This is a genomic window from Lacinutrix algicola (assembly GCF_001418085.1).
GTDB classification, from domain to species: domain Bacteria; phylum Bacteroidota; class Bacteroidia; order Flavobacteriales; family Flavobacteriaceae; genus Lacinutrix; species Lacinutrix algicola.
In genome coordinates this window covers 1-20000 of sequence record NZ_LIQH01000025.1, presented here as the reverse complement: position 1 = coordinate 20000, position 20000 = coordinate 1, and the positions used below count along the sequence as shown (strand labels likewise).

Genomic DNA, 20000 nt, shown 5'->3' with positions numbered 1-20000 from the left:
ACTTATGCGAATCGGGATCCGATTTATTTGTTGTTAATTTTAGATACGGAAGGAGAGGTGCTAATTTAAGAGAAGGCACTAAGACGGTATTTCCGGTTTCTTATGATGAAGCTTTAGTTGTTTTTTCGAGCCTTGTATCTAGTAAAGAAAGTAAAGGATATAGTGAATTATTGTCTTCAACTACTGAAGAGAAAGATAATGGTCAATTACTATCTGTGCTGAATAATGATAGAGAGAAAACTATATTAAAATATTTAAAGGATGCTATTCAAGGCGTTTATACTAGAGATTGGAAGGTTTCTAGAATTATACTTAAGGCGTCTTCGTTAAATGTTGTTAAAGCTATTCCTTTTATAAATCACTTTGTAGATTCGAAAGATGTTTTTGAACAATATAATTCTATATACGCATTAGCAAAGTTTAATGATATTTCTAATCAAGATAAGATATATGAGGTATTTGAGTCGAAAAAATTTGATGATAAAGTAGGTCGGATTAGTGCATCTTATATTTTAAAACTTGCTGATGAGCATTATAAAGATAAAATTATAAAAGAGGCCTATGAGTTACTTCCTGAAGAATTAAAGGTTCAGTCTGGAAATAGTGTTTCATTTTTTAATGCACTTTCTGTTTATTTTTTAAGTGCTAATGCAATTGATTCTTCGGTATTATATTATATCTATTTGTATTCTATTAATGATATTACACTTAGAGAGCAATTATATTCATTTCTAGAAAAAGCGCCTTTTAAAATTAATTTTTTCAAATCTATACGTTATATATATAGGGCAACTGATGTTTTAAATGATGTTATATTTTTTGCATTAACGTCTAAAAGGATAGCTATTAGTAAACCAGGTTATACTTCGGATTATTTATATGTAAACGATCAATGGACTGCAGCTGATGTTGAAAAACAAAAACCTAATCCAACGATAGCGTTTTCTAAAAAGACAAAGAACTATTTTAACAAGGCTACTTATAAATTTGTTTATGAAATAAGTAAGGTTGACAGAGAACTTTATGTTGATTATTCTAAAACGCTTTTAGTTTCTCTTGACGACAAGTTAGATAATGTTAAAGAAGATATTCAGTATCATTATAATTACGATAGGGAAACTAGACGGTATAATACTGTAAAACGAATTTTCCCAAAGTATCATGATTTTCTAGCTTTGATGTATATTGTTTACGGAAGTTCTACTCGTTTGCAGAGTCAGAATAATAAATGGTTTTATATAGATAGTGAAACTGATAGTTTGCCAAGAGAAGAAGCTTTATCGAATTTATGGGATGCTAAAGAAAAGGATGTAATTTATATTTTAGCAAATGCTAAGAGTGAAATTGCAGTGCAATTTGCTCTAAGAATTATTAAAGATAATGCTCATTTTTTAGAAAATGTTGATGATGTTTTATTGGTACAATTGGTTTCTCATTATCATCCAAAGGTATTAGAGTCGGTTTTAGATATTGTTGAACAACGATTTCGATTAGTGAAACCTGAAAGCGCTTTACTATCAGCATTAATTAAATCTAATAATGAAAGAGCACATACTTTAGGATTTAAGTGGTTAACACAATATGAATCTCAATATTTTGCTGAATTAAACTTCAACGAACAACTATTGCTATTAGGTAATGATAATGTTATTATATATTTAAAAGCATTATTTGAAGATTTGGTAAAATATAATACTCCTTTAAGTGTAGATAAATTAAACGATTTATTTAGTTCACCTTCAATATATACTTTTGAGTATCTTATTAAGGTTAATGATTTAATAGGAAACACCCATTTTGGTAAATTACTTAGTAAAGTTCCTAAAGAAAAAATAATAGAATTAGCTAATTCGAGTGAAGTCATCAATAAATTATTCGCTGCAAATCTTGCTAAGCAGAATTCAATATCGACCTATCAATTATTTAAAGACACTATTGATGGTTATATTAATTCGGATAACGCTCAATTAAGACAAGTAGGAATCGAGTTATTATCTCATTTTCCGGATGAATTTCTTTTAAAAAATCATAATAAAATAAGTGCCTTTTGTTTTTCGGAATACGATGAAGTTAGAGAAGCTATTCAGCCAACAGTAGAAAGGGTGATTACATTAGATGAAGGTTTTAAAAATAATCTTTTTAAATCTTTAATAAGAGCAATTGAAACAGTAGAAACTTATGATGGATTACACAAAAATTGCTACGACCTTTTAACAACGAACTATAAACAGTATTTAAGTAGTATTTCTCAAGAGAACATATTTGGACTGATATTATCGAAATACGATTATGCACAAAAACTAGGCGAACCTTTATTTAAAGAGCATATCGATTTAGAAAAACTGAGTTTAAAGGAGATTGTTCAATTTGGAAATAGTGACATTTTTGAAATTAGAAACATTGTAAAAAACTATTTCGAAAACCATGCATCTAAAGTAAATTACGAATTAGAAAATGCGTTATTAATTTTTAATTCGGATTGGGAAGACATAATTACTTGGGCTACTAAATATTTTGAAGAACATATTAAGCCTGAAACATGGACTGTAAATATGTTACTTTATGCTTGCGATCATACAAAAAAAGAAGTTCAACATTTTGGACGAAAAATGATAACACAACATTTTACTGAAGAAAAAGGCTTGCCTTTATTATTAAAGCTTCAAGAACATCCAACAAAAACCATGCAGTTTTTTGTTACTAATTATCTAGATAATTATGCAAAAGACAATGTAGAAGTTATCTTGAAATTAGAAACTTACTTTAAAACAACCTTGTTTAATATTAACGAAAATAGAGTTGCCAAAACTAGAGTTTATACTTTTTTAGAACAAGAATCTATTAAAAATAAATCTGTTGCAGTTATGACAACACGATTAATAGAAACTGTTTTAGGTACAAATACATTAATAGATACTAGTAATAATATTGATTTATTACTAACTATAGCTGAAGCGCATCCAGATATAGAAATTCCATTATTAATAAAACAGAATTAATTGTATGCAGTTTAATTATAAATATGGAGGATCGAGTAGTGTAGACAATGGAGTATCTACAACAGGAGTTAGTTTTGCGCCAGACGTTTTACGAGAACCAACATTTTTTGTTGGCACATTAGATAAAAAAATTCCATTTAGAGAAGCTATTTCTGCACTGCATCATGTTGTGGTTGCCGATTTTAATTTTCAACCCAAAGACAATTCTGAATATTTAGCTTGGTTAAAAAGCCAAGAAGAGATTTGGTTGGCAGAAGCAAGTAGCGATCTTTCTAAATTACAAACAGAAATACATCATGTACGTTCTCAATTAGAAGGTCTTCGTAAAGAACGCGATGTTATAATGAAACCTTATTATAAGGCACAAAGTAATTATTTTAAACATCTTTATAAACGAGATATGGATGCTTGGATGGTTTTAGATCCTGTAATTACCGTTCATCCAGACCAAGTGTTTTTCGAATGTTTTAGTAAAGATGAATCCGTTTACGGAAAACTATCTTGCGGTTACGATGTCTTTAATAATATAAGTGACTTTAAATGTGGTACAACAAATATTGATTATTCGAAGACATTATATGAAGAGTTTCAGAAAATAAGAACCTATAAGGAAACCGATTTTAAAATAGATCCGAAAGGATTTGATGTTAAAACAACAGGAGAAGATAACTATAGAGAAGTAAAAATAGATTTACCAGACAGTTGGGTTCGCGGCTTTCTGCAAGTAAGTACAGCAATGACTTCTAAAAAAATTTCTTTTGAATTAGAAGCTATAGATATTGCTAATTTTATTTCAGTATTAAAAAGAAATAAAGAGCGTAAAGGACCACGTTCTATTAAATATATACTAAATCCAGGAGAACCAATTGTTGCTATTTTCGAACCTTGGAATATAGAAGTTGTTTGTAAACAATCTATTTATAAAGGAGATAGTGCACAAGAAATAAGAGTTTGGGGAAGAAGGAGAATTCTACTTTTAGAACGTTTATTACCAATAACAAATACATTTACTGTGCACCTTTTAGGAAATGGAATGCCTTCGTTTTATACAGCACATTTAACGTCCGAAATGTATTTTACTTTAGGGCTTTCTGGTTGGACAGCTAACGATTGGACACAATCTAGTCAATTAGATTTACTATCACCAAGAGGACAAGTTCCTGCAAAAACAATGCAAAGTGTCTATTTAGAATTGCGAAAGCATTGGTTTGCAACTGAAACAGAAATTGCTAAAACCATGAACTTAGATGTGTCTGTTGTCAATAAATCGTTAGAAACTTTTACGCAAGCAGGAAAAGTTATTTTCGATTTAAAAAACAAAGTATATCGTATTCGAGAATTAAAAAGAGAAGGAATAGATATAGAATCTCTACGTTTTTCTAGTGAAACAGATAAAGAAGCTTATAAATTAATGGAACAAAACGCTGTTTCAGATTTAAAAGTTGAACATAAAAACGATAAAATTACACTTAAAAGTACTGTAAGTAATAAATATAAAGTTGTTACAACAATAGATAATGACTTAAAAATAGTAGATGGTAGTTGCACATGCAATTACTATTATGAAAATAAAATGACCAAAGGACCTTGTGAGCATATATTAGCAACAAGAATCACTTTTGATAAAAAATAATATTATATTTAAACCATGGTAATATGAATTTAAGCACACTAATTACAAATGTTTTTTTTAAGAAATACAGTTTTCAAAAGTTAACTTTCTATAAATAAAATCAATTGATGAATAAATAATACGATAACGTAGTTAAAATAAATGCTTTTGAATCAATATTATAACTTATCAAAAACTAATTGTGTTTATTGAGTAAGTTAACCTAAATAAGTATAAAGTTGAATAAATAAATTATGAAAAAACTAATATTATTTACATTTTTAATAATTTTTTCTTGCTCAAATAATGATGAAGTAGAAGAATTTACAGGACCAATAAGATTAAAAAGCATAACTTTTACTTCAAATAATAATAACGTTAGGATTTTGAATTTCTTTTTTAATGCTGATGGGACATTAAAAAAAAGTGAACAGATTGATAATTCACAAAATATTTCATATATAAATTATAATTATAGTCAAGGAAAGTTGATTTCTCGAACAAGAACAAACGGCTCCTTATTAGAGACATACACTTATGAAAACAATTTAATTACATCAAAAGATTACTATAATTCTTCTAGTGGAGTTATTACTTCTACGTTATATTATGAATACAATAATAATCTCGTAAGTAAATCCTATTCAGATATTAGTGTACCTCTTATTTATACGTATTCTGGTAATAATTTAAGTTCAACTGGAACCGAATTTGGTACAAGTTTCACTTATGAGTATGACACAAAGCAAAATCCTTACACAACTATATATACTGAAGAATATAAGAAAATTCAATTAATTGGAAGTAATAATGAAGTGTTAGTGAACTCTATTAATTCAAGTACTAACTACCAAGAGAACACAATATATATCTATAATAGTATAGGATATCCAACAATGTCTGATACGAATAATGGTGATTTAATTATAGATTACGAGTACGAACAATTTTAATATTATATTTAAACCATGGTAGTAATAAGATAAAAACCTTGCATTTTGATTGGTGTATCGCCAATCTTGCTTAAAGACACCGAACGCGTCACTGACTCGAACTTAACTTGTGAAATAGGTACTAGTGTACTATTTCCGGTTAGACTTCTGCGAAGTGAAATAATACACTAGTACCTATTTCACTGGAGTTGTTCAATTCAGTCTTGAGAATCGTACGAAGGGAATTAAATAGACATCTTATTGCTACCTTTTTATTATATGAAAAATTCTACAGAAAGAAGACAGGAAATTTATGATAAAATAAAAGCGTCTTCAAAACAAGAATATATACTTTCTGAAATGAAACGTTTGGGTTTTTGGAATCAAGAAGAACTTGATTTCGAAAGCGTTAATGCTTTTTTTAAAGAAGAGACAGAATTGTCTAAAAAGTTACAAGGGCTTTTAAAGGAAAAACGAGTTATTGAAGATCCTGAAGCTTTTTTAGCTAAGAAACACCAAGAACGTAAATTAGCTTCTAAACAATCTCAAAAAGAAACTAAAGAAAGACGTGAAAAAGAACGCTTAGAAAAGGCAGCACGTTGGAAAACGTCTAAAGAAAAAGATATTGTTTATCTTGGTTCTGGATATTCTAATAACCTTAATAAAAAAGAATGTGATGTTGCACGATTAAAAACGCAACAATTACCTGTTTTAAATTCAGCCGAAGATTTAGCTTCTGCTTTAGGTATAACGGTTGGCGAACTTCGGTTTTTGTCGTTTACACGAAAGAACTCTAAGATTAGTCATTATAAGCGATTTCAAATGCCAAAAAAATCTGGTGGTTATCGTTTAATTTCTGCACCAATGCCTAAATTAAAAAAGGCGCAACATTGGATTTTAGAACACATATTAAATAACGTAAAAGTACACGATAATGCACATGGTTGCGTTATTGGTAAATCTATAAAAACAAATGCAGTCCCTCATATTGGGAAAGCTGTAGTTATAAATCAGGATTTTAAAAACTTCTTTCCATCGGTAACTTATAATAGAATTAAAGGTGTGTTTATGTCTTTAGGATATTCTAATCAAGTAGCAACTATTTTAGCTTTATTATGTTCTGAGCCTAAAATACTAGACGTTTCTTTATTAGGTGAAGATTATTATGCACAGCGCGGAGAACGTTTTTTGCCACAAGGTTCGCCTTGTAGTCCAGCAATCACCAATATTTTATGTAGAAAATTAGATTTTAGATTATCTGGTTTGGCAAAAAAGTATGATTTCGATTATACTAGATATGTAGACGATATTACGTTTTCTGGTGATAAAAAAAGCTTACCTAAAATTACGGCATTACTTAAATATTCTGGTAAAATAGTACGCGATGAGAACTTTATGTTACATCCAGAAAAATTACGTGTCATGAAACGCAATGCCAAGCAAGAAGTTACTGGTGTTGTGGTTAATGAAAAAGCTAATATTCCTAAAACGTCTTTAAAGCGATTTAGAGCTTTATTACATTTAATAGAAAAAGAAGGAATAGAAGGAAAGTACTGGAATAAAGGCGGAAATGTTTTAGCTCAAATTGATGGTTACGCAAATTTTATTTTTCAGATTGATGAAGTAAAAGGTGCCATTTATAAAGAACGTGTAAATGCTATTCTTGTAAAATATAACTATAAGGAAGAGCATGTAAAACAATATGCGCCAAATACTAAAAAAGGTGCTTCTGGTTTATTAAGTGGGTTTATAAAGAAGGTATCTTCCTTTTTTAAGAAGTAAAGGACTTGATCTTTAGTACTGAACCATAATAAATAAGTGCGCGAACGATTACTCATAAATATTATTTAGGAAGAAATCGTGATTACTTCGTAGTTGAAACGGCATCCTTTTTTATTATTTCCAAAAATAAATATATATTAAAGCACTTGCCTAAAAGCATTGATGCTTAAAGAAGTCCAGATTTGAAAAAGATATAGTGGATAGCGTGGTTTTTATTTTTCTTAAAAACGCGCCATAAATACTATTCATTTTATTTATCTTGAGATTCTGTACTGAAATACTAAAAATGACTACAAATAAGGAATTAGATTTAGCTTGGGATTTTATTAATAACACAAATAGAAATGTGTTTTTAACAGGAAAAGCGGGAACTGGAAAAACGACTTTTTTACATAAGCTAAAGATGGAGTCTTTAAAGCGAATGGTGGTTGTGGCACCAACTGGAGTTGCGGCTATTAATGCTAAAGGTGTGACTATACATTCGTTTTTTCAAATGCCATTTGGACCTATTTTGCCTAACGAAGATTTAAAAGGTTCTGGTGGTTTTAATAGAAAATTTGGAAAGACGAAAATCAATATTATTAAATCTATGGATTTATTGGTTATTGATGAAATTAGTATGGTACGTGCAGATTTACTTGATGGTATCGATAAAACGCTACGTCGATTTAGAGATCGAACTAAAGTTTTTGGCGGTGTTCAATTATTAATGATTGGAGATTTACAACAATTATCGCCTGTTGTTAAGGATAACGAATGGCAATTATTAAAGCCTTTTTATGATAATGCTTTCTTTTTTAGCAGTCTAGCTTATAAAGAATCGTTTGCAATTACTGTCGAGTTAAAACATATTTACAGACAGGATAATCCTAAGTTTATAGATATTTTAAATGAAATTAGAACCAATACTTTATCTCAGGAATCTGCCGATGAGTTAAATAAAAGTTACGATCCAAACTTTCAAGCGACAGAAGAAGAAGGTTATATTTCGTTAACAACGCATAATTTTAAAGCAGAACAAACCAACAAGTCCGAATTAGAGAAACTTAAAGGTAAGTCTGTTAATTATAAAGCATCGGTAGAAGGTAAGTTTCCAGAATTTTCATACCCAACAAAAGAAGTATTAAACTTAAAAGTTGGCTCTCAGGTTATGTTTATTAAAAACGATAGTTCTGTAGAGAAACGTTATTTTAATGGTAAAATTGGTAAAGTTATTTTACTGGATAAGGATGAAGTGGTTGTAAAATGTCCAGACGATGAGTTTAATATTATTACTAAACAAGAGGTTTGGGATAACATAAATTACGATGTAGATAAGGAAACTAAAGCCATAACAGAAAACAAAATTGGTTCTTATACGCAGATGCCTTTACGTTTGGCTTGGTCTATTACTATTCATAAAAGTCAAGGTTTAACTTTCGATAAAGCAATTATAGATGCCGAAGGCGCATTTGCTCATGGGCAAACGTATGTGGCCTTAAGTCGTTGTAAAAGTTTAGAAGGTTTAGTGCTAAAAAGTAAGATTAGTTCTAACCAGATTATAAGCGATATTAATGTTATTACGTTTAATAAAAGAGCCGAAGAAAACCAACCGGATGAAACCGTTTTAGCTAAATCTAAGAGAGAATTTCAACTCGGTATAATTGCAGAAATTTTTAACTTTTATAATTTTTTATATCCTGTTAATCGCGTTTTAGATGTCTATTATAAAAATAGAGGCAGTATAGAAGGTAATGTTGAAGCGCCTTTAATTACAATAAAAGATTGTGTGGCTAGTTTGCTAAAAATAGCCAACGGATTTAAGGCACAATTAAATGAGCTTTCTGAAATTACACTTACACCAGAATCTAGTAAAGAAATACAAGCACGTTTTGCAAAAGCATTAAACTATTATAAGAAAGAAGTCGAAGCGAAAATTCTTGAGCCTTATAAAACGTTCAGTTTTACAACAGATAATAAGACTGTAGAAAAAGATCTGACAAAAGCTTTAGATTTATTTGAAGAATTACTTGCTACAAAACAACTTTATTTTAAAGGCTTAGCAGATGGTTTTAAGGTGAAACTGTTTTTAGAGTTAAGGGCAAAATCTGTTTTCTTAGCAAAAGAAGCACCAAAGAAACCTAGAAAAACAATTATCGATGGTACTACAAATGTTGAGTTGTTCGAGTTACTTCGCGAATTAAGAAATACAATTGCAAAGGATCACGATCTGGTTCATTTTCAAATTTTCACACAAAAATCTTTGTACGAAATGTGTGAAACCTTGCCAACAAATTCTGCAGAACTACTAAAAGTAAACGGTTTCGGGAAAACCAGAGTAGAGAAATACGGAAAAGATATTCTAAAAGTAATACGTGAGTATTGCGATGAAAACGATATTGAAACGGCTAAGAAATCTGAAATTTTTGAAACAGCAAAGCCTAAACGAAAAGTAGGCGAAACTAAAACAACCTCTTTAAATTTATTTAAAGCAGGAAAAGCAATAGAGCAAATAGCTATGGAACGCGATTTAAATGTGGCTACAATTAGCGGACATTTAGCAAGTTTTATAGACACAGGAGAAATTAAAATCTTAGACTTAATTTCCGAAAAACATTATAAAGAGTTAAAAGCTATTATTCCAAAACAGAAGTTTGAGAACATTTCAGACTTAAAACACCAAATAGATAATAAGTATACTTTTGGAGAATTACGTTTGGTTTTGGAAGATTTAGCAAGAAATAAAAAAGCGTAACCAAACTTTGGTTACGCTTTTTGTATATAAAATAAAGAATTTATTATCCTTTAATAACGCCTCTTGAAATTACAATTTTCTGTATTTCAGAAGTCCCTTCATAAATTTGTGTAATCTTAGCATCACGCATTAAACGCTCTACATGGTATTCTTTTACAAAACCATTTCCACCATGTATTTGTACAGCTTCTACAGTATGTGTCATTGCAACTTGAGAGGCGTATAATTTAGCCATCGCACTAGACATATCGTAATTATTACCTTGGTCTTTATCCCAAGCGGCTTTCATTACTAACATACGTGCAGCTTCAATTTCAGTATACATATCTGCTAATTTAAAAGCAATTGCTTGGTGATTGCAAATTTCTGTTCCAAAAGCTTTACGTTCTTTAGAATATTTTAAAGCCAACTCATAAGCTCCAGCAGCAATACCTAAGGCTTGTGCAGCAATACCTATTCTTCCTCCAGATAAAGTTTTCATGGCAAATTTAAAACCAAAGCCATCTTCACCAATTCTATTTTCTTTAGGTACTTTAACATCGTTAAATTGTAACGTATGCGTATCACTACCACGTATTCCTAATTTATCTTCTTTAGGTCCAACGTCAAAACCAGGAGTTCCTTTTTCAACTATAAAAGCATTAATACCTTTATGTCCTTTGTCTTTATCTGTTTGTGCAATTACTAAATAAACATCAGCTCTTCCTCCACTAGTAATCCAGTTTTTTGTTCCATTAATTACATAGTGATCTCCTTTATCTATAGCAGTTGTTTTTTGCGATGTAGCATCACTTCCTGCTTCTGGTTCACTTAAACAAAAAGCACCAACAAATTCACCAGTAGCTAGCTTAGTTAAGTATTTTTGTTTTTGCTCTTCATTAGCATAAGACTCTAAACCATAGCAAACTAAAGAATTGTTTACAGAAACAATTACAGAAGCCGAAGCATCTATTTTTGAAAGCTCTTCCATTATTAAAACGTAAGAAATAGCATCCATTCCACTTCCGCCATATTTAGGATCTACCATAATACCCATAAAACCTAAATCACCCATTTTTTTTACTAATTCTTGTGGGAATTCCTGTTTGTTATCACGCTCTATAACGCCTGGTAATAATTCGGTTTGTGCAAAATCACGAGCTGCGTCGCGTATCATTATATGCTCTTCGGTTAAGCTAAAATCCATCTTTCTATAATATTAATTTGATAAAATAAGAGTGCAAATATAGCTCTTTATTAGTTTTTTTTCAACAGATATTTCTATTTTTACAGAATATGATAAAAACTGAATATAATGTTATTGGAGTTATGTCTGGGACCTCTTTAGACGGAATAGATTTAGCATTCATCAATTTCTCTTTTAACGAGAATTGGTCTTTTCAAATTATTAAAGCTGAAACTGTCGCTTACGCGGAAGAATGGCTTGGTAAATTGAAAACTTTAATAGAACATTCAAAAGAAGAACTAAAAGAATTAGACACAGATTACACATTGTATTTAGCTGAAGTTATAGATAATTTTATTAATAGAAATAACATTTTAGAAATTGATGCCATTTGTTCTCATGGACACACAGCATTACACAAACCTGAAAACGGACTAACATACCAAATAGGAAATCTTCCAGTTTTAGCCAAAATACTAAACCAAACAATAATTTGTGATTTTAGAGTTCAAGATGTCGAATTTGGAGGTCAAGGTGCTCCTTTAGTCCCAATTGGAGATAAATTACTGTTTTCAGATTATAATTATTGTGTAAACCTTGGAGGTTTTGCGAATGTTTCAACAGAAATTAAAGGAAAAAGAATAGCTTTCGATATCTGTCCTGTAAATATTGTCCTTAATAAGTATATCTCAACATTAGGTTTTGCGTATGACGATAAAGGTGCTTTTGCAAAAGAAGGAGCATTAAATACTAATTTATTAAATGAGTTAAATAACCTTCAATTTTATAAAGAAACCTACCCAAAATCATTAGGATTAGAATGGGTTAATGAAATTATATTTCCATTAATTAATAGTTATAATCTTTCAGTAAAAGATGTTTTAAGAACTTTTGTAGAGCACGTTGCTATTCAAATTTCTAATGTTTTAAATATTAAACAGAATGCATCAGTATTAATAACTGGAGGTGGCGTTTTTAATTTATTTTTAATGTCTAGAATAGAAGACTTGTGTTATAATACAATTAAAATACCTTCAAAAGAAATTATAGAATTTAAAGAAGCTTTAATTTTTGGCTTTTTAGGAGTTTTAAAACTTCGAGGAGAAAGCAACTGTTTATCTAGTATTACAGGAGCAAAAAAGGATCATTCTTCAGGTGTAATTTTTCAATTGTAAAAAAAAATATTTTTTTACTTTATGCACCTTTAGTTTTTTATATTTGTTAAACCAATAAATCATTATTCAAATGAATCAACTTTAGCTACGTTTCAATTATATTTTCCGAAAACAAATACAAATTGATAACGTTACAATAGACTAAAATGAAAGAATTACTTAAAATATACGAAAATAAAGAGCCAGAAATTATTTTTAACTGGAAAGATGCAGAAACAGAAGCCGAAGGCTGGACAGTAATAAACTCTCTTAGAGGAGGTGCTGCAGGTGGAGGAACAAGAATGCGTAAAGGTTTAGATATGAACGAAGTTCTATCGTTAGCAAAAACAATGGAGGTTAAATTTACCGTTTCAGGACCAGCAATTGGTGGTGCAAAATCAGGTATTAATTTCGACCCTAAAGACCCAAGGAAAAAGGGTGTTTTAGAGCGTTGGTATAAGGCAGTCTCTCCATTACTTAAAAGTTATTATGGAACTGGTGGCGATTTAAATGTAGACGAAATCCACGAAGTAATCCCAATTACAGAGCAATCTGGAGTTTGGCATCCACAAGAAGGTGTATTTAACGGACACTTTAAACCAACAGAAGCAGATAAAATTAATAGAATAGGACAATTACGTCAAGGTGTTATTAAAGTTATAGAGAATCCAGGTTTTTCACCAGATGTGGCAAGAAAATATACTGTAGCAGATATGATTACAGGTTATGGCGTTGCCGAAGCTGTAAAACATTATTACGAAATTTATGGAGGGAGTGTTGTTGGAAAACGCGCGGTTGTTCAAGGTTTTGGAAACGTAGGTTCTGCAGCAGCTTATTATTTAGCACAAATGGGAGCTAAAGTGGTTGGTATTATAGACATTTCTGGAGGTGTTATAAAAGAAGAAGGTTTTTCTTTCGATGAAATAACAGACTTCTTTTTAACTAAAAACGGAAATACACTAGCGACAGAAAACATGATTCCGTTTGCAGAAATGAACGATCGTATTTGGTCTCTAGAAACTGAAATTTTTGCACCATGTGCTGCATCTCGTTTAATTACTCAAGATCAAATTAGCCAGATGATTAATACTGGACTAGAAGTTATTTCATGTGGAGCAAATGTACCTTTCGCAGATAAAGAAATTTTCTTTGGAAGCATTATGGAATCTACAGACGAGAAAGTAAGTCTTATTCCAGATTTTATTTCAAACTGTGGGATGGCAAGAGTGTTTGCATACTTTATGGAACGTAAAGTACAAATGACGGATGAAGCCATCTTCAACGATACATCTAGCATTATTAAAAAAGCTATTCAAAATACATACGATAAAAACCCAAGCAAAACCGAGATTAGTAAAACAGCATTTGAAATTGCATTAACTCAACTCGTTTAAAACTCTCATTACAATAAACTATGGAAACAGCAATTATTCTAGTATTCGTAATTGGTTATTTAGCCATTACATTAGAACACAGTATTAAAATAGATAAATTAATTCCTGCTTTAGTCATGATGGCTATAAGTTGGGCATTAATTTCATTAGGTATAGATTCGTTTCCAAATTGGTTCGATTCTGCAAATCATGCGTTAGTAGAAAACTTTCCTGCATTAGGTCATGAAGCCAAAATGCATTTAATGGAAGAAACATTATTGCATCATTTAGGTAAAACTGCCGAAATTTTAGTATTCTTATTAGGAGCAATGACAATTGTTGAAATTATAGATTATTTCGATGGTTTTTCAACTATAAAAAACTTTATTAAAACAAAGAAGAAGTCTAAAATCCTTTGGATTTTCTGTGGTTTAGCATTCGTGCTTTCTGCAATTATAGATAACTTAACAGCTACTATTGTATTAATATCAATACTTCAAAAAATTGTAAAAGATAGAAACGTACGTATTTGGTATGCTGGTTTAATAATTATAGCGGCAAATGCAGGTGGTGCTTTTTCTCCAATTGGAGATGTAACAACGACAATGCTTTGGATTGGTAAAAAAGTATCAACAGGTCACTTATTTGGTTACCTATTATTACCATCTTTAGTATGTATGTTAGTGCCTACTTTTATAGCTTCATTTTTACCAGCGTTTAAAGGAAACTTAGATGTTGAAGAAAATGAGGACGATAAACCAAAAAGTCGTTTCAGTGGTACAATGTTATATTTAGGGTTAGGAGCAATTGTTTTTGTACCTGTCTTTAAAATGGTAACTCATTTACCTCCTTATGTAGGGATGATGTTGTCTCTAGGGGTTGTAGCTATTTTTGCTGAAATCTACAGTTCTTCAAAATTCAGTTTAACTGAGTATGATGGAGTTGAAAGTGATGCTCATGCACACCACAGTCCAGTACACCACTCATTGTCTAAAATTGAATTGCCAAGTATTTTATTTTTCTTAGGTATATTAATGGCTGTAGCTGCTTTAGAATCTTTAGGTACATTATTTAATTTTGCAGATTCTTTACAAACTTCTGTTCCAATGTTAGGAACTGAAATTCATCCAGGTGGTCACGCAGGTGTTTCAGATTTAGTAGTTATTCTATTAGGTATTGGTTCTGCAGTAATAGATAACGTACCATTAGTAGCAGCAAGTTTAGGTATGTTCCATGAGCCTATGGATAACGAACTTTGGCACTTTATTGCTTATGCAGCAGGAACTGGTGGAAGTATGTTAATTATTGGTTCTGCAGCAGGAGTTGTTGCAATGGGAATGGAAAAAATAGATTTTTTCTGGTATTTCAAAAAGATATCTTGGTTAGCTCTAGTAGGCTTTTTAGCAGGAACATTAGTATTCTTTTGGACTAGAACACTATTTTAAACAAGCTCTTTAATACGAGATTAAAAAAAATAACGTTATACATTTATCTAAACACACAATATGTTAAGCACTTTATTACAAGACGCATCACAAGAAGCAGATTTATTAGTTGATGGTGAAACTACCGAAAAAACATTATCAATAATCGAGTTAATTACAACTGGTGGTACTGCTGGGATAATAATAATAGGTTTACTATTTGTTTTATTTGTTGCAGCACTTTATATTTATTTCGAAAGGATCATGGCAATAAAAGAAGCTTCAAAGGTAGATGCTAATTTTATGAATCAAATTAAAGATTATGTTAGTAGTGGTAAAATAGATTCTGCTCAAAATTTATGTTCACAAACTAATTCACCAGTGTCAAGGTTAATTAGTAAAGGAATTTCTAGAATAGGAAAACCTTTAGACGATATTAATACAGCGATAGAAAATGCAGGACGTTTAGAAATTTATAGCTTAGAGAAAAATGTAAGTGTTTTAGCTACAATTTCTGGAGCTGCACCAATGATTGGTTTTCTTGGAACAGTTATTGGAATGATTCTTTCAATATTCGAAATAGCAAACTCAGGTGGTTCTATCGATATTAAAACATTAGCAGATGGTTTATATACTGCAATGACAACAACAGTTGGAGGCTTAATTGTAGGAATTGTTGCTTATATAGCATATAACCATGTCGTTGTAAAAACAGATAAAGTGGTGTATCAAATGGAAGCAAATTCATTAGAATTTTTAGACCTTTTAAATGAACCAATTTAATAACTAATTTATGAATTTACGCGGAAGAAATAAAGTAACACCAGAATTCAATATGTCTTCAATGACGGATATTGTTTTCCTACTACTTATCTTTTTTATGATTGCTTCTACGCTTGTTTCAGCTGAAGCCATAGATTTGTTATTACCAAGTTCAACAAGTAAAACAACACAAACAAAAAGTGTATCTGTAAGTGTCGATAAAAACAATAGTTACTATATAGACTTAAAAAAAGTATCAAAAGAAACACTAGAATCTGAATTATTAGCAAAAATTGGTGGAGCAGAATCTCCAACAATCACTATTCGTTCAGATCAAGATGTAGAAATGAAACATGTTGTCTACATAATGGACATTGCAAATAGAAATAAGATAAAATCAACCCTAGCAGTAAAATCGCAATAATTTGAAATACCTACAAACAAAACACGAACAAAATTCGGCTAAAATCACAACTTTAATAGTTGTGATTGTTGTATTACTCTGTTTTGTGGTTGGCCAAGATTATCAAGAATTACCTGAAGAATACGGAGTTGAAATGAACTTTGGAGATGTAAGTACTATTAATGATAATACCGAACCAAGTGCATCTAAAAGTATTGAGGAGCCTGAGCCTTCAGAAGAAGAGGTTCTTGAAGAAGAGATAGCAGAAGAGGAGGTTCAAGATGAAGCTATTGAAGAAGAGGTAAATGAAGAAGAAATTGCGGAGGCAGCCGAAAAATTAAAGCAAGAAGAAGCTTTAGAAAAACAAAAAGCTGACGAAGCCGAAGCTGCGGAAAAGGCGGAGGCGGAAGCTGCGGCTGAAGAAGCTGCAAAAGTAGCGGCAGAAAAACTATTAGCTCAGCAGGAAGAGGAAGCTCTAAAGATTAAAAACGAAAAAGAAGCAAAAGAAGCAAAAGAGGCTAAAGTAGCGAAAGAAGCTAAAGAAAAATCAGAAAAACAAAAGAAGGACGCTCTAGAAGCAAAAAAAGCTAAGGAAGCAAAAGAAGCAGCAAAAGCAAAAGCTGATAAAGCAGCCAAAGATGCAAAAGCAAAAGCTGATGCAGTGAAAAAGGCAAAAGCTCAAAAAGCAGCAGCAGATAAAGCTGCCAAAGCAAAGTCAGACGCAGCAGCGGCTAAGGCAAAAGCAGCAAATGCAGCGAGAGATAAAGCAGCGGCAAAGGCGGCAAGTGACAAAGCAGCAGCAGCAGCAAAAAAGAAAAGTGAAGGAAATAAAACTGTTCGCTTTGATTTAATTGAAAATTCTCCTGTTTACCCAGGTTGCGGATCTGGTAGTAATGAAGCTAAGAAAAAATGTATGAATGATAAAGTCAGACAATTTTTATCTAAGAACTTTAATACGATACTAATATCAGATTTGGGATTAACAGGATTACAGAAAATAAGTATCCGTTTTACAATTGATGCATCAGGTAACATTATCGGAATTAGAACAAAAGGTCCGGATCCTAAATTGGAAGCAGAAGCTAAACGAGTTACTAAATTATTACCGAAAATGAAACCAGGAATGCAACAAGGAAGACCAGTGTCGGTAACTTTTAATTTGCCTCTTAGTATTAAAGCTAATTAAAATAATATTCGCTTTTAGGTTAATATGAAATATTTAAAAACAAAACACGAACAAAATTCAGCTAAGATAACAGCCTTAATAGTAGTTATCTTAATCTTGTTGTGCTTTGTAGTTGGACAAGATTATCAAGATCCTCCAGAAGAATATGGAGTAGCAGTAAACTTTGGTAATTCAGCAGTTGGAAGCGGAAACGTTCAACCAGATAAGCCTGTCAAATCAGAGAATTTAAATATTAATAAGCAACCTCAAGAAGCGCAATCTGAACCAAACAAATCAGAAGAGCAAACAAATGATACTCAGGAGGCGTCGGCTTCAGAAGAAGTAAAAGAAGATGTTTTAACTCAAGACACAGAAGAAGCAATAGCTATAAAAAAAGCTGAAGCCGCAAAAAAGGCTAAGGCAGAAGCAGATGCTAAGGCTAAAGAAGCTGCAGCAAAAAAAGCGAAAGCTAAAGCAGATGCTGAAGCAAAAAAGAAAGCAGAAGAAGCTCAGAAAAAAGCAGAAATTGATGCTATGATGGGAGGAATGAATAATTCCGATGGAGAATCAAGTGGTAGTGAAGGAAACGATAATACAGCAGGAGATAAAGGGCAGCTAGATGGTAATCCTTATGCACCAAGTTACTTTGGTGGAGGTAAAGGTAATGGAGGAGTCGGTTCTGGTCTTGGTGGACGTGGTCAAGGTAAATTTAATGAAGTTAAACAAGACTGTAACGAAACAGGTTTAGTTGTTGTTTTGGTCGAAGTAGATAGAAGTGGTCGAGTGGTTAAAGCAACACCAGGAGTTAGAGGAACAGAAAACACTGCAGCTTGTTTATTAGAACCTGCAAGAAAAATTGCAATGTCTGGTAAATGGCCAGCAGATTCAAAGGCGCCTACAAGGCAAATCGGCTTTGTAAGTATAGATTTTAAATTAGGACAATAAAAAATGACATACAAAGATACTATCAACTGGATGTTCTCTCAACTTCCAATGTATCAAAATCAAGGAAAAAGCGCTTATAAAGTAGATTTAAGTAATACTATTTTATTAGCAAAACACCTTAATAATCCAGAAAATAAATTCAAGTCTATACATGTAGCAGGAACCAATGGTAAAGGTTCTACAAGCCACATGTTAGCTTCTATTCTTCAAGAAGCAGGATATAAAGTGGGTTTATATACCTCACCACATTTAAAAGATTATAGAGAGCGTATCAAGATTAATGGTAAAGAAATTAGTAAGGAGTATGTAATTCAATTTATAAAACGTAACAAAAGTTTTTTAGAAAAGAATTATCTATCTTTTTTCGAGATGACAGTTGGGTTAGCTTTCGAGTATTTCGCTAATCATAAAGTCGATATAGCTATAATTGAAGTAGGTTTAGGTGGTAGATTAGATTCTACAAACATTATTAGACCAGAAGTTTCAGTAATCACAAACATTGGATTAGATCATACACAGTTTCTTGGTAACACTCTCAAATGCATTGCGAGGGAAAAAGGAGGAGTTATTAAACATAATATTCCTGTTGTTATCGGAGAGACACAAATAGAAACTAAAGATATTTTTATTGAAATAGCAGATAGCAATCATGCTAAAATTCTTTTTGCTGATAAAACCAAAACAATAAATTATAAAAGCGATTTAAAAGGCGACTATCAAGATAAAAATATTAAAACGGTTGTTAATACAATTAATGAAATACAATTAAAAGGCTTTAATATTTCACAGCAAGACATCAAAAAGGGGTTATTAAATGTTGTGCATAATACAGGGCTACTTGGTAGATGGCAAGTATTAAAAAATAATCCGAAAGTTATTTGCGATACAGCTCATAATAGAGAAGGTTTAAAAATTGTAATAAATCAACTCCAAAATGAAGAATGTATCAACCTGCATATTGTCTTTGGAGTAGTAAACGATAAAGATTTAGACTCAATTATTGATCTTTTACCAAATAATGCAAAATATTATTTATCTAAACCAAATATTTCTAGAGGACTAGATGTTAATATTCTTAAACAGTACTTTAATGATAATAATTTAGTTTCAGAACCGTATAATTCTGTAAATGAAGCATATAAAATGGCTTTAAAAAATGCAAATCCTGAAGATGTTATTTACATTGGAGGAAGTACTTTCGTTGTGGCAGAAATTATTTAAAAGTTTTTTTCAAAAACGCTTTGTAGTTCTAAAATCTCTTGTATATTTGCGCACCGAATATATCGGGCGACTAGCTCAGTTGGTTCAGAGCACTTGGTTTACACCCAAGGGGTCAGGGGTTCGAATCCCTTGTCGCCCACTTAAATTAAAAAATCCTGATGATAATTTCATCAGGATTTTTTAATGTTTTTTCTTTGGTAGTTCTAAAATCTCTTGTATATTTGCGCACCGAATAAATCGGGCGACTAGCTCAGTTGGTTCAGAGCACTTGGTTTACACCCAAGGGGTCAGGGGTTCGAATCCCTTGTCGCCCACTTAAATTAAAAAAT

General features: G+C 31.4%; 14 protein-coding genes and 2 tRNA genes (1 of these 16 running past the window's edge). 15 read left to right on the top strand and 1 reads right to left on the bottom strand.

Annotated features, from left to right (window positions below; all coding sequences use genetic code 11):
• The 5 genes from ASC41_RS03655 to ASC41_RS03635 form a co-directional block, all read left to right on the top strand.
• Positions 1 to 2999 carry the 3' portion of a hypothetical protein gene (locus tag ASC41_RS03655; RefSeq protein WP_055435290.1) on the top strand. The gene continues 67 nt to the left of window position 1, outside the view, so only the last 2999 of its 3066 coding nucleotides appear in the window; the start codon falls outside the window, past its left edge; the stop codon is at positions 2997 to 2999.
• A gap of 4 nt (positions 3000 to 3003) precedes the next feature.
• A complete protein-coding gene (locus ASC41_RS03650; protein ID WP_055435289.1) occupies positions 3004 to 4632 on the top strand; it encodes an SWIM zinc finger family protein in 1629 nt (542 codons plus the stop codon).
• A 233-nt stretch (positions 4633 to 4865) separates the two neighbouring features.
• Positions 4866 to 5564: a hypothetical protein gene (locus tag ASC41_RS03645; RefSeq protein WP_055435288.1), complete on the top strand. Its 699-nt coding sequence runs from the start codon at positions 4866 to 4868 to the stop codon at positions 5562 to 5564.
• 258 nt (positions 5565 to 5822) lie between these two features.
• Positions 5823 to 7325 (top strand): reverse transcriptase family protein, encoded by a 1503-nt coding sequence (locus tag ASC41_RS03640; RefSeq protein ID WP_055435287.1) that lies wholly within the window; start codon positions 5823 to 5825, stop codon positions 7323 to 7325.
• Positions 7326 to 7611: 286 nt separating this feature from the next.
• The gene (locus ASC41_RS03635; protein ID WP_055435286.1) at positions 7612 to 10059 is read left to right on the top strand and encodes a helix-turn-helix domain-containing protein; all 2448 of its coding nucleotides are present in this window, start codon (positions 7612 to 7614) and stop codon (positions 10057 to 10059) included.
• Positions 10060 to 10102: 43 nt separating this feature from the next.
• Here ASC41_RS03635 and ASC41_RS03630 read toward each other — a convergent pair whose 3' ends face one another.
• Positions 10103 to 11245 (bottom strand): acyl-CoA dehydrogenase, encoded by a 1143-nt coding sequence (locus ASC41_RS03630; RefSeq protein WP_055435285.1) that lies wholly within the window; start codon positions 11243 to 11245, stop codon positions 10103 to 10105.
• Between the two features lie 89 nt (positions 11246 to 11334).
• Here ASC41_RS03630 and ASC41_RS03625 point away from each other — a divergent pair, with 89 nt between their 5' ends.
• The 10 genes from ASC41_RS03625 to ASC41_RS03580 all read left to right on the top strand — a co-directional run bounded on the left by ASC41_RS03625 (position 11335) and on the right by ASC41_RS03580 (position 19985).
• Positions 11335 to 12399, top strand: a complete 1065-nt coding sequence (locus ASC41_RS03625) for an anhydro-N-acetylmuramic acid kinase (protein WP_055435284.1) — start codon at positions 11335 to 11337, stop codon at positions 12397 to 12399.
• A 146-nt stretch (positions 12400 to 12545) separates the two neighbouring features.
• Entirely contained in the window at positions 12546 to 13772 is a 1227-nt protein-coding gene (locus ASC41_RS03620) for a Glu/Leu/Phe/Val dehydrogenase dimerization domain-containing protein (RefSeq protein WP_055435283.1), read from the top strand.
• 20 nt (positions 13773 to 13792) lie between these two features.
• Complete coding sequence (nhaD, locus tag ASC41_RS03615; protein WP_055435282.1) at positions 13793 to 15196, top strand: sodium:proton antiporter NhaD; 1404 nt, start codon at positions 13793 to 13795, stop codon at positions 15194 to 15196.
• A 60-nt stretch (positions 15197 to 15256) separates the two neighbouring features.
• On the top strand, positions 15257 to 15958 hold the full coding sequence (locus tag ASC41_RS03610) for a MotA/TolQ/ExbB proton channel family protein (protein WP_055435281.1): 702 nt from the start codon (positions 15257 to 15259) through the stop codon (positions 15956 to 15958).
• A 10-nt stretch (positions 15959 to 15968) separates the two neighbouring features.
• On the top strand, positions 15969 to 16361 hold the full coding sequence (locus ASC41_RS03605) for an ExbD/TolR family protein (RefSeq protein ID WP_055435280.1): 393 nt from the start codon (positions 15969 to 15971) through the stop codon (positions 16359 to 16361).
• 1 nt (position 16362) lies between these two features.
• Positions 16363 to 17526 (top strand): energy transducer TonB, encoded by a 1164-nt coding sequence (locus tag ASC41_RS03600; RefSeq protein ID WP_055435279.1) that lies wholly within the window; start codon positions 16363 to 16365, stop codon positions 17524 to 17526.
• A 24-nt stretch (positions 17527 to 17550) separates the two neighbouring features.
• Positions 17551 to 18450 carry a hypothetical protein gene (locus ASC41_RS03595; protein WP_055435278.1) on the top strand — a complete coding sequence of 300 codons (900 nt, stop codon included), beginning with the start codon at positions 17551 to 17553 and terminating at the stop codon, positions 18448 to 18450.
• A 3-nt stretch (positions 18451 to 18453) separates the two neighbouring features.
• The gene (locus ASC41_RS03590) at positions 18454 to 19671 is read left to right on the top strand and encodes a bifunctional folylpolyglutamate synthase/dihydrofolate synthase (RefSeq protein WP_055435277.1); all 1218 of its coding nucleotides are present in this window, start codon (positions 18454 to 18456) and stop codon (positions 19669 to 19671) included.
• A 64-nt stretch (positions 19672 to 19735) separates the two neighbouring features.
• Positions 19736 to 19810 (top strand) — tRNA-Val (locus ASC41_RS03585).
• Between the two features lie 100 nt (positions 19811 to 19910).
• A tRNA-Val gene (locus ASC41_RS03580) sits at positions 19911 to 19985 on the top strand.
• Positions 19986 to 20000 lie beyond the last annotated feature (15 nt).